Annotated in this window: 11 protein-coding genes; 3 read left to right on the top strand and 8 right to left on the bottom strand. The window is 67.2% G+C overall.

Translation table 11 applies throughout. The features are described 5' to 3' along the window. Positions 1-307 precede the first annotated feature (307 nt). On the bottom strand, positions 308-988 hold the full coding sequence (locus AC1DXX_RS32325; protein ID WP_478138288.1) for an FMN-dependent NADH-azoreductase: 681 nt from the start codon (positions 986-988) through the stop codon (positions 308-310). 109 nt (positions 989-1097) lie between these two features. On the opposite strand from AC1DXX_RS32325, the gene AC1DXX_RS32320 reads away from it, so the two are divergent. Further along, the gene (locus AC1DXX_RS32320; protein WP_478138287.1) at positions 1098-2021 is read left to right on the top strand and encodes a LysR substrate-binding domain-containing protein; all 924 of its coding nucleotides are present in this window, start codon (positions 1098-1100) and stop codon (positions 2019-2021) included. Positions 2022-2036: 15 nt separating this feature from the next. Here the strand turns inward: AC1DXX_RS32320 and AC1DXX_RS32315 are convergent, their stop codons facing one another. Beyond that, entirely contained in the window at positions 2037-2690 is a 654-nt protein-coding gene (locus tag AC1DXX_RS32315) for a TetR/AcrR family transcriptional regulator (RefSeq protein ID WP_478138286.1), read from the bottom strand. A gap of 87 nt (positions 2691-2777) precedes the next feature. Here AC1DXX_RS32315 and AC1DXX_RS32310 point away from each other — a divergent pair, with 87 nt between their 5' ends. Continuing rightward, entirely contained in the window at positions 2778-3629 is an 852-nt protein-coding gene (locus AC1DXX_RS32310; RefSeq protein WP_478138285.1) for an NAD(P)H-binding protein, read from the top strand. Next, complete coding sequence (locus AC1DXX_RS32305) at positions 3626-4114, top strand: anthrone oxygenase family protein (RefSeq protein WP_478138284.1); 489 nt, start codon at positions 3626-3628, stop codon at positions 4112-4114. The genes AC1DXX_RS32310 and AC1DXX_RS32305 overlap by 4 nt, the downstream gene beginning before the upstream one ends. On the opposite strand, the gene AC1DXX_RS32300 is transcribed toward AC1DXX_RS32305, so the two are convergent. From AC1DXX_RS32300 to AC1DXX_RS32275, 6 genes are all read right to left on the bottom strand, one after another. Continuing rightward, the gene (locus AC1DXX_RS32300) at positions 4111-4968 is read right to left on the bottom strand and encodes an alpha/beta fold hydrolase (RefSeq protein WP_478138283.1); all 858 of its coding nucleotides are present in this window, start codon (positions 4966-4968) and stop codon (positions 4111-4113) included. The genes AC1DXX_RS32305 and AC1DXX_RS32300 overlap by 4 nt on opposite strands. A gap of 25 nt (positions 4969-4993) precedes the next feature. Continuing rightward, positions 4994-5899, bottom strand: coding sequence for an SDR family oxidoreductase (locus AC1DXX_RS32295; RefSeq protein ID WP_478138282.1), 906 nt, complete (start codon positions 5897-5899; stop codon positions 4994-4996). A gap of 104 nt (positions 5900-6003) precedes the next feature. Beyond that, a complete protein-coding gene (locus AC1DXX_RS32290) occupies positions 6004-6942 on the bottom strand; it encodes a glutathione S-transferase family protein (protein ID WP_478138281.1) in 939 nt (312 codons plus the stop codon). 32 nt (positions 6943-6974) lie between these two features. Continuing rightward, positions 6975-8615, bottom strand: a complete 1641-nt coding sequence (locus AC1DXX_RS32285) for an isovaleryl-CoA dehydrogenase (protein ID WP_478138280.1) — start codon at positions 8613-8615, stop codon at positions 6975-6977. A gap of 32 nt (positions 8616-8647) precedes the next feature. Further along, complete coding sequence (locus AC1DXX_RS32280; protein ID WP_478138279.1) at positions 8648-9664, bottom strand: NADP-dependent oxidoreductase; 1017 nt, start codon at positions 9662-9664, stop codon at positions 8648-8650. A 26-nt stretch (positions 9665-9690) separates the two neighbouring features. After that, complete coding sequence (locus AC1DXX_RS32275; protein WP_478138278.1) at positions 9691-10155, bottom strand: PaaI family thioesterase; 465 nt, start codon at positions 10153-10155, stop codon at positions 9691-9693. Positions 10156-10418: the final 263 nt, after the last annotated feature.

Here is a 10418-nt window from a genome sequence, read left to right as displayed (position 1 = left end):
ACGCCGACGGGGTACCTTGCTCCGCGAATGTCCCCCGGCGCGGCCTAAGGCCGCAKGCCTCCTCCTTTATTTCGCTGCGCAAGGCACCCCATCGGCGTGATCGCTCAGCGCAGCAGTTGATCGGCCAGCACGAGAGCAGCGCCCCTCGTGCACAGGGCACCGGGTGCTCCCCGCAGCGAAATAAAGGAGGAGCGAAGCGGGGGACATTCGCGGAGGGGAGCACCCGGTGCCCTGTGCACGAACCCCGAAGAAACGCCCCCCGGTCCTCACGCACTTCGTGTCGCGTCTCCTTCCCCCTCACCGGGCACTAGCTCGGCGAAAAACTGAGTTCATCTGCGAGGCGATCCACCGCGGCCTCCGCCTTCCGCATCGACTGCGCGAGCTGCTCCCCACCGAACTCGTCGCACTCGACCGCCGCCTCGAACACGTCGGTGATGCCGATGTAGCCGAACACCGAGCGCACGCTGTTCTCGGCGTGGTTCAGGTGCGCGATACGGCCACCGGGGTCGTAGCCGTGGTCGCCGCGCGCGCCGAGCAGCACCATGCGCTTGCCGGCATCGGCCAGCATCGGCCAGTACGGCACCGCGCCGCGCGCACGGTCGAAGCCGAAGGTGCGGCCCACACGCACGATGTTGTCGATGTACGCCTTGAACTGCGCCGGCACGCTGAAGTTGTACATCGGCAGGCCCACCACGATCAGGTCTGCGGCGACGAGCTGATCGACCAGGCGATCGCTCTCGGCCAGCACCTCGGCCATCCACGGTTCGCGCTCGGCCGGCGCGGTGAAGGCGGCATGGATCCAGCGGCCGCTGACGTGTGCCGGCGGATGCTGGCCGACGTCGAGGTGGTCGATGCGGTCGTCGGGCCGCGCCTTGCGCCAGCGCTCGACAAAACGCGCAGAAAGACGGCGCGTGTGCGAACCATGTGGGTCGGTGTCGGAACGGCCCGGGCGGGCGCTGGCGTCGATGTGAAGCAGGTGGAGGGTCATGGGTCGGATGGATGAGTTGGTTGACTTTGTGCTGCGCTGTCAGAATGACTGCACAGGTCTCGAATCTAGAGATGAGACCGATCCTTCACAAACGATCATTTCTCCTTTCATGCAAGAGACTCGCTCATCTGTTCGCCCGCCAAGGCACCTGCCGCCCCTGCTCTCCTTGCGCGCCTTCGAGGCCGCGGCCGCGCACCGGAGCTTCCAGCGCGCAGCCGCCGAACTCTCGGTCACGCCGTCGGCCATCAGCCATCAGGTGCGTGCGCTGGAGGACACGCTGGGGCAGCCGCTGTTTCGCCGGCTCACGCGGCAGCTCGCGCTGACGCCCGCGGGCCAGCGGCTCTTCGACGACCTGCGCATGGGCTTCGATGCACTCGAAGCGGGTGTAGCCAGGCTGCGCCGCCCCTCGGCTTCGCAGTCCGTCACGCTCACCACCAACACGGCCTTTGCGGCACGCTGGGTGCTGCCGCGCATGGAGGCGTTCCGCAAGGCCTGCCCGGGCATCGAGCTGCGGCTGCATGCGGGCGACACGGTGATCGACCTGGCGCGCGGCGAGGCCGACATCGCGGTGCGCTCGGGTAGCGGCAACTGGCCAGGGCTGGTGTCGCGCGAACTGATGCCCGAGCGCTACGCGCCGCTTTGCAGTCCGATGCTGGGCCTGCGGCGCGCGAGCGATCTGCCGAAGCACCAGCTGATCCACTGCGACTGGCAACCGCAGGCGCTCGCGCCGGCGCTGTGGTCGCGCTGGTTCCGCGAAGCCGGCATCGCGGCGCCACGCGGCCGGTCGGCGAAGGCCGCGGGCCTGTCGTTCTCCGACGAGACGCACGCGATGCTCGCCGCGCTGGCCGGCCATGGTGTCGCGCTGCTGAGCCTCACGCTCGCGGCGGAGGAACTGCGCAGCGGTGCGCTGGTGCAGCCCTTCGGGCCGGCACTCGATACCGGGAGCTACTTTCTCGCGACGGCGAGCGGGCGGGAGAACGAACCCGCGATCCGCGCCGTGTGGGAATGGATCGAGTCCCAGGCCGTGGCTTGACTCGGCCGCCAGGACTCATGCAAGAGGGGTCGTGATTTCCCGAAGCGCCATGCGCTTGTACGCCTCCACCAGGGCGACGCCTTCCGCAGGATCGACCGCGATGGCCAGTCGGATGGTGGCTTCGCCCATCTCCCAGATCAGGAAGGCGGCCTGCCCGATGCGCTTCGCGTTGGCACGGCCGTGCACCTTGTGCATGGCGTCGGCCAGCATCTGTCCGCAGACGCGGCTCTCGGCGATCTGCAGCGTCAGCAGTTGCCGGTCTGCCTGCATGCCGCTCCAGATGTCGCGCATGACGGGCCGCTCGTTGACGATCGCGTAGTACACGTCCACCAGCCCCGCGAATGCCGATTGCAGGCTGGCCAGGTCGGTCACGTCCTTGAGGCCGTCCCGGATGCACTCCCGGCTGCGTGCATTGATGCGCTCCGCCAGCATGCGGATCAGCGCGGATTTTTCGGGGAAGTACTGGTAGAGCGATCCGATCGAGATACCGGCCGAGGTGGCGACCTCGCTCATCTTCAGCTGGTCGCTTCCGCCTCGCACGATCAGCTCGGCCGCCGCTTCGAGGATGCGTTCCACGCGCGCCTTGCTGCGTTCCTGGATGGGGCTTTTTCTTGCCGTGGGCGGCTCCGCGGCAGCAACCCGAGACCGCGGCGATGCAGCGCGACTCATGGCGGCACCCCGGGGTTGACATTCAAAATGTGAGTAACTATCATTTTTTATGTGAGTGTTTCTCACATTATCTCAAGGAGTTCGAAAATGGCAATCGGCAGCACCCGGGATGATGCGCATCCCATTTTGGTACTCGGCGCCAACGGCAAGACCGGGGGACGCGTTCTGGACCGGCTTCGCGCCGCCGGGCACGCGGTGCGCGCCGGCTCGCGCTCCGCGCAACCGCGCTTCGACTGGGAGGAGCCCGCGACCTGGAAATCCGCCCTCCAGGACGTTCGCGCCGTCTACGTGGCCTACCAGCCGGACCTGTGCGTGCCGGGCGCCGTCGAGACGGTGACCGCGTTCTTCGATGCGGCCGCGCAAGCCGGCGTCGAGAAGGTCGTGCTCCTGTCGGGCCGGGGCGAGCCGGAAGCCCAGGACGCCGAGAAGGCGCTGCAAGCCACCTCGCTCGACTGGACCATCGTGCGGGCCAGCTGGTTCTTCCAGAACTTCAGCGAGAACTACTTTCTCGACGAGATCGTCGCGGGCACTGTCACCCTGCCCGAAGGGCTTGCGCCGGAGCCCTTCATCGACGCCGACGACATCGCCGACATCGCGGCCGAAGCGCTGATTGGCAGCCGCCACAGCCGCAAGCTCTACGAATTGACCGGCCCGCAGGCGCTGACCTTTGCAGAAGCCATCGCGCAGATCGGCAAGGCAACGAAGCGCGAAATTGCCTGCCAGATCATCCCGAAAGACGCCTATGCCCGGGCCTTGCCCGAGGCCGGCCTGCCGCCGGACCTCGTCGCGCTGGTGATCTATCTTTTCAACACCGTCCTCGACGGCCGCAACACGCCCATCGCCCATGGCGTCGAGCAGGCGCTGGGCCGCCCGCCGCGGAGCTTCGCCGACTACGTCGCACGCACCGCCGCAACCGGCGCCTGGGAGGCCAGGCAATGATGGGCAAGGCCTCGACGGTGCTGACCCTGCTCGGCGCCCTGTCCAGCGCACTGGTCGCGGGCATCTTCTACGCGTTCTCTTCCTTCGTGATGGCGGCGCTTGGGCGCATCCCCGGCAACGAGGGCATCAACGCCATGAATTCGATCAACGTCACGGTGATCACGCCCAGCTTCATGGCTCTTTTCATCGGCAGCGCCCTGCTCGGCATCGTGCTCGGCGGCTGGGCGCTGTTCTCGATCTCGCAGCTCGATTCGCAGCTCATCCTGCTCGCCTGCCTGCTCTATGTGATCGGCTGCTTCGGCGTGACGATGGTCTTCAACGTGCCGCTGAACAACCAGCTCGCGGCGACATCGCCCGCCGACGGCAACGTGTTCTGGCAGAGCTACCTCCAGACGTGGACGCTGTGGAACACGGTGAGGACGGTTGCCGCGGCGCTGGCCTCGATGGTTTTCGCGGCGGTCGCGTTGAGGCAGGCCGCGGCCTAGGACCCAGGGTGCCGTGTCGTGAAATGACGTTCGAGCATCAGCCCCACGGAGGCCGGCGCCTCGACGAACGGCAGATGCCCTGCCCCCTGCAGCACATGCACTGCATCGCCTCCGAACAGCGTGGCGAACACCCCCGCCGCGGCGGCTGGCGTGATGAGGTCTTCGGCGCCCCAGACCACGCAGGTCGGTATGCCGGCATCGCGCAGCTTGCGGTACTGCGCTTCGCCATCGTGCAAGGGGAAGGTGCGAACCGTTGCCAGTACGGCCCGATGAAACCCCGGCATGCCGACCGAATACATCAGCAACTCTTGCACGAAGGCCCGGGTCTGTGGGCGCGACGAGTAACGCGGAATGCGCGCAAGCAGCGTGCGCCGCGCACTGAGCCTGAACAGCAGATCGCCAATGACGGGGGTGGCGAGCAGCCGCTCCGTGGGCGTGAAGTGCGTGGCCGCGCCGTCCGGTGCGATCAATGCCGCATGGGAAACCCGGTGGGGATTCGCACTGGCATAGGCAGCAACCACCAGGGCGCCTGACGCCAGCCCCACGAGTCGAACGGGCTGGCGAATGTCCAGGTCGTTCAGCAGCGCTTCAAGCTGGTCGAGGTGGGCCTGGAAATCGGCCGGCTGCGATGACGGTCGGGTATGGCCGCGTCCCGGCAGGTCGTAGCGAAGCACGTGGCATCCGGCGTCGACGAGCTTCGCGGCGAGCGGCTCCCACACGGCCATCGGCAAGGTCGCACCCGACACGAAGACCACCACCGGGCCATCGGATGGACCCGCGCGTTGGTAATGCGTTCGCCCCGACGCGTCGGAGCTGAAGGCATGCACTGCGTCCACGGAGGCGGGGGCGTTCATCGCAGGCTAGCGCGCTGGCGCCGCGTCAGGCCGCGCGCAGTTGCTCGCGCAGCTTCTGCCCGATCTCGGGCCGCTCGAGGAACGGATCCGCCGGGTTCGTGACCGACACGATGTTCTCCATGCGGCTGCGCACATTGCCCAGCGCCTTGGGGTGGCTGAACACGTAGAACTGGTTGTCGCTGATGGCGTCGAACACTTTTGCCGCCACTTCGGCCGCGGTGATCTTGCCGCTGCTCACCGCCTTGTTGCTCATGGCCTGGCCGATGAGCTGGCTCTTGGTGAGCTCGCTGTCCTTGGGCGCGTTCGGGCGGTTGCGCTCGCTGCTGGTGATGCCGGTCGGCACGAAGTACGGGCACAGCAAGCTCGCCCCGATCTGGTCGGTGACGAGGTTCAGGTCCTGGTACAGGGTTTCGGTGAGGCTCACGACCGCGGCCTTGGCGGCGTTGTAGATGCCCATGTTGGGCGGCGTGAGCAGCCCGGCCATGCTGGCGGTGTTGGTGATGTGGCCGCGGTAGCCCGGGTCTTTCGCCGCGGCTTCGAGCATCATCGGCGTGAACAGGCGCACGCCGTGGATCACGCCCCACAGGTCGACGCCCAGCACCCACTCCCAGTCGGCCACGGAGTTTTCCCACACGAGGCCGCCCGCGCCCACGCCGGCGTTGTTGAACACGAAGTGCGGCGCACCGAAGCGCTCCTTCACGGCGGCGGCCAGCGCCTCCATCTGTGCGGCATCGGACACATCGACCTTGCGGGCCAGCACCTGCACGCCGGCGGCTTCCATCTCGGCCCTGGCCTTGTCGAGCGCGTCCTGCTGCACGTCGACCAGCACGAGGTTCATGCCGCGGGCGGCACCGATGCGCGCGCATTCGAGGCCGAAGCCCGAGCCTGCGCCGGTGAGAACGGCGGTCTTGCCCTTGAAGTCCTGAATCATTTGCCGGTGTCCTTCTTGCGTTGAATGTCTCTGACGTTGGAGGCGCTATTGAAATACGGAAAGCGCGCCGGCGCAGTCACGAAGGTGCCCCGCTCCAGCGCGTTTCAGGCCTCCGCTTTCTTGAGCACGTAGCCGATGCGCGGAAAGTGCACATGCACCGTGCCCACGCGCTCGCTGCTGCGCTCCAGCGTGTAGTGCGTGCGCGTGGCCGCCACCAGCGTGCCCGGGGTTTCCTCGAGGCCGAAGCTCTCGGCGCGGACCGTGACGGCACTTCCGAGCGGAATGCCGTGGTCGTCCTGGAAGGTGCTGTCGGTGAGCAGCGTGTGCGGCGTTGCGGCCTTGGCGACGGCGATGGCTTCGTCGGCGCTGAACTTCTCGGGCGCACCGTGGGCGATCGCGGCCATGCGGTCCATCCAGTCGACCACCGCGGGCGTCAGGTCGAGGATGGTTCTCACCGACTCGATGCGGCGCGTGTACCAGAGCGGGTGGTAGGCCGAGAAGTCGGCGATGCACGGCGCCTCGCCCAGCAGGAAAGGCTTGTCGTCGAGCATGTCGGACAGGCGGCGCAGGTACGACTTGTAGGCGCTGGTGGCATCGGCCGGGCGCAGGCGCGTCATGTTGCCGGCGCTCATCTTGCCGCGGTCTTCGCCGAAAATCTTGGCGGCCTCGGGCGGCGCCTTGGCGAACACCTCGGCCGCACCCCGCGGCTGCAGGTTCCAGGCCATCGCGGCCCAGAACAGGGTGGTGTCGGCCCATTGCGCGAGGATGCGCGACATGCCTTTCTCGGGCTCGGGATAGAGCGTGGGCTCGGGCTGCAGGTGCTCCAGCACATCGGCGATCAGCGCGCTGTCGCAGTACATGTCGGCACCGATCTGCAGGAACGGCGTCTTGCGGTAGCCGCCGGTGAGCTCCTCCACGTCGGGCTTGGGCATGATCGGCGGAATGAAGACCGACTTCCACGGCAGCTTCTTGGCGCCGAGGATCAGCCGCACCTTCTCCGAGAACGGCGAGGTGGTGTAGTGATGGWGGATCAGGTCGGCCATGGTGTTTCCTGTGGGGGATGTTGGGTGTGCGTTCAGCGCGGCTGGGCCCGCTGGATGATCGAATCGAAATCGGTGCCCGCGCCCAGCGTGCCGAAGGCCTGGCCCCAGTCGCCGCCCAGGCGCGAGGCGCAGAAGGCGCCGGCCACGGCGGGCGGTGCGGTCTGGGCCAGCAATGCAGCCTGCACCGCGAGCGCCACGTCCTGCGCCAGGCGGCGTGCCTCGACCTCGGAAGCCATCGCCTCGATGCGCGCGGGCAGCGCATCGGCCAGGCGGTCGAGCGCCGCGTGCTGGCCGCGTGCCGGCGCCAGTTCCTTGCCCAGCGCGGCCACCGCATCGCCCTTGCGCAGGCCGCGCAGCAGGTCGAGCGCCATGATGTTGCCGGCGCCTTCCCAGATCGAATTGAGCGGCATCTCGCGGTAGATGCGCGCCATCGTGCCCTCGCCGCCCTCCTCCACATAGCCGTTGCCGCCGAGGCATTCCATGGCCTCCTGCGCGAAGTGGCTGCCGCGCTTGCAGATCCAGAACTTGGCGACCGGCGTGAGCAGGCGTGCCATCAGGCGTTCGTGTTCGTCGTCCTGATGGTCGAAGGCACGCGCGAGGCGAATGGCCAGTGCGGTCGCGGCTTCGCTCTCGAGTGCGAGGTCGGCCAGCACGTTCTTCATGAGCGGCTGTTCGATCAGCGGTTTGCCGAAGGCGTTGCGCTGCGCCGCGTGGTTGAGCGCGATGCTCAACGCCTGCCGCATCAGCCCGCTCGTGCCGAGCGCGCAGTCGAGCCGGGTCATGGTGCCCATCTCGAGGATCTGCGGAATGCCGCGGCCCTCTTCGCCCACCAGCCAGGCGCTGGCGCCGTGGAACTCGACCTCGGAACTGGCGTTGGCCTTGTTGCCGAGCTTGTCCTTCAGGCGCTGGATGTGGATGGCGTTGCGCGTACCGTCGGGCAGCACGCGCGGCAGGAAGAAGCAGCTCAGCCCCGCGGGCGCCTGCGCGAGCACCAGGAAGGCATCGCACATCGGCGCCGAGAAGAACCACTTGTGGCCGGTGATCGCATAGCGCTCGCCCCAGGTGTCACTGCCGTCGCGCACGGCCTTCGTCGTGTTCGCGCGGACGTCCGAGCCGCCCTGCTTCTCGGTCATGCCCATGCCCATGGTCACGCCAGGCTTGTCCTTGAAGGACTCGAGCGCGGGGTCGTACCAGAGGCTCGCGAGCTTCGGGCCCCAATCGGCATACACGGCGGCGTTGCTCCGCAGTGCGGGCGTGACCGCGTAGCTCATCGAGATCGGGCACAGCATCGACGGCTCCAGCTCGGTGAAGAGCATGAAGCCTGCTGCCCGCAGCACATGCGGCGAGGCCGAGGTGCCAGTCCAGGGCGTGCCGTGCAGGCCTGCGCCCACGGCGGCGGCCATGAGCACGTGATAGCTCGGATGGAACTCCACCTCGTCGATGCGCCGCCCGAAGCGGTCGTGCGTGTGCAGCTCGGGCGTGTGGATGTTGGCGAGCCGCGCATGCATCTGCATCTCGGCCGAGCCGATGGTCACCCCCAACTCCTGCAACTGCGCCAGCTGCAGCTTCGGCGCATTGAACTTCAACGCATCGCGCAGGGGCCGGTTGGTCTCGAAAAGGTTGTAGTCCACCAGCGGAACGGGCTGGTTGAACACCTCGTGAGTCGTTTCCATGGTCGGCTCCTTTGCCGCGCGTTTCAGCGCATTCAGATCAGCTTGACCAACTGCTTGCCGAAATTCTTGCCCTTGAGCAAACCCAGGAAGGCCTCAGGGGCGGATTCGATGCCCAGGGCAACCGATTCGCGCGGCTTGAGCTTGCCGGTGGCGACCAGCGTGCCGAGTTCGGTCAGCGCCTCGGGCCACACTTCCATGTGCTCGCTGACGATGAAGCCTTCGAGCTTGATGCGGTTGATCAGGAGCAGCGCGGGGTTCGTCAGCGGCAGCGGCTGGCCGTCGTAGCCCGCGATCATTCCGCACAGCGCCACGCGCGCGAAGGCGTTGCAGCGCAGCAGCACGGCGTCGAAGATGTAGCCGCCGACGTTCTCGAAGTAGCCGTCGATGCCGTCGGGGCAGGCTTCCTTGAGTGCGGCGCTCATGCTCTTGACGTCGGGATGCTGCCTGTAGTCGATGCAGGCATCGAAGCCCAGTTCATCGGTCACGTACTTGCACTTGTCCGGACCGCCCGCGATGCCGACCACGCGCAAGCCGCGCGCCTTGGCCAGCGCGCCGAAGGCGCTGCCGACTGCACCGCTGGCAGCCGTGATCACCACGGTTTCACCGGCCTTGGGGGCAATGATCTTCACGAGGCCGTACCAGGCCGTGACGCCGGGCATGCCCACCGCGCCGAGGTAGTGCGACAGCGGCACGTGCGTGGTGTCGACCTTCTTCAGCGCGCCGGGCTGCGAGGCATCGACCACGCTGTATTCCTGCCAGCCGCCAAAGCCCACCACCTTGTCGCCGACAGCGTACTTGGGGTGCTTGCTCTCGACCACTTCGCCGACTGTGCCGCCCTGGAAAACCTGGCCCACGGGCTGGTTGGCGGTGTAGCTCTTCGAATCGTTCATGCGCCCGCGCATGTACGGGTCGAGGCTCATGTAGTGGTGGCGCACCAGCACCTGGTTGTCGTTGAGCGCGGGGGTTTCGACGGTCACCAGCTTGAAGTTGCTGGCAACGGCTTCGCCATCGGGGCGGTTGTCGAGGTGGATCTGTTTGTTCGTGGGCATGAATTTCTCCAGGGGGAATGCAGTGATCAGTCGGTGGAAGGCGGCCGCATCGCGTTGGCGCTGGCGGGGCCGGTGGGGAGGCGGCGCTTCACGTACTTGAAGGTGCCGGTGGCATGGGCGCACACGCGCTCCTGCTCGTCGTAGATCTTGGCCTCGGTGAAGGCCAGCGTCGCGGTGCGGTGGATCAGCGTGCCGCGCGCATGCAGCGGGCCGACCGAAGGCTGCATGAAGCTGGTCTTCATCTCGATCGTGACCACGCCGGTTTCGGGCGCGACGCTGCGCGCGGCGGCCGCCATGGTGATGTCGAGCAGCGTCATGCAGGCGCCGCCGTGGGTCACGTCGAAGGTGTTCAGGTGCTCGGGCTTGGCGGTATAGATGATCTCGGACTCGCCGCCTTCGAACTTCGTGAGCTCGAAGCCCAGGTGGCGCGCGAACGGGATCTGGCTCGTGTACGAGCGGATGTTGATGTCGGTGGAATCTGGGGAAGACATCTCAGGTTTGCTTTGCGTGTTGTGTTGTGGGTTTGCTTGTGTTCGGGGCGCTGTTGTTCAGGGCGTGTGCACAGGACACCGGGTGCTCCCCTCCGCGAATGTCCCCCGCTTCGCTCCTCCTTTATTTCGCTGCGGGGAGCACCCGGTGCGCTGTGCACGATGGGAGCGGTCGTTGTGCTGGCCGATCAACCGCGGCGCTGAGCGATCACGCCGATGGTGTGCTCTGCGGAGCGAAATACAGGTGGAGGCCTGCGGGCCTAGGC

It is taken from the genome of Variovorax sp. P4_B10, assembly GCF_056402375.1.
Note: the sequence above shows the minus strand (reverse complement) of the source record. Positions and strands in the feature narration are given on the sequence as shown.

Excerpts from the sequence above, each read along its gene's own strand:
- AC1DXX_RS32325 (WP_478138288.1), bottom strand. The coding sequence starts at position 988 with ATGACCCTCCACCTGCTTCACATCGACGCCAGCGCCCGCCCGGGCCGT.
- AC1DXX_RS32320 (WP_478138287.1), top strand. The coding sequence starts at position 1,098 with ATGCAAGAGACTCGCTCATCTGTTCGCCCGCCAAGGCACCTGCCGCCC.
- AC1DXX_RS32315 (WP_478138286.1), bottom strand. The coding sequence starts at position 2,690 with ATGAGTCGCGCTGCATCGCCGCGGTCTCGGGTTGCTGCCGCGGAGCCG.
- AC1DXX_RS32310 (WP_478138285.1), top strand. The coding sequence starts at position 2,778 with ATGGCAATCGGCAGCACCCGGGATGATGCGCATCCCATTTTGGTACTC.
- AC1DXX_RS32305 (WP_478138284.1), top strand. The coding sequence starts at position 3,626 with ATGATGGGCAAGGCCTCGACGGTGCTGACCCTGCTCGGCGCCCTGTCC.
- AC1DXX_RS32300 (WP_478138283.1), bottom strand. The coding sequence starts at position 4,968 with ATGAACGCCCCCGCCTCCGTGGACGCAGTGCATGCCTTCAGCTCCGAC.
- AC1DXX_RS32295 (WP_478138282.1), bottom strand. The coding sequence starts at position 5,899 with ATGATTCAGGACTTCAAGGGCAAGACCGCCGTTCTCACCGGCGCAGGC.
- AC1DXX_RS32285 (WP_478138280.1), bottom strand. The coding sequence starts at position 8,615 with ATGGAAACGACTCACGAGGTGTTCAACCAGCCCGTTCCGCTGGTGGAC.
- AC1DXX_RS32280 (WP_478138279.1), bottom strand. The coding sequence starts at position 9,664 with ATGCCCACGAACAAACAGATCCACCTCGACAACCGCCCCGATGGCGAA.
- AC1DXX_RS32275 (WP_478138278.1), bottom strand. The coding sequence starts at position 10,155 with ATGTCTTCCCCAGATTCCACCGACATCAACATCCGCTCGTACACGAGC.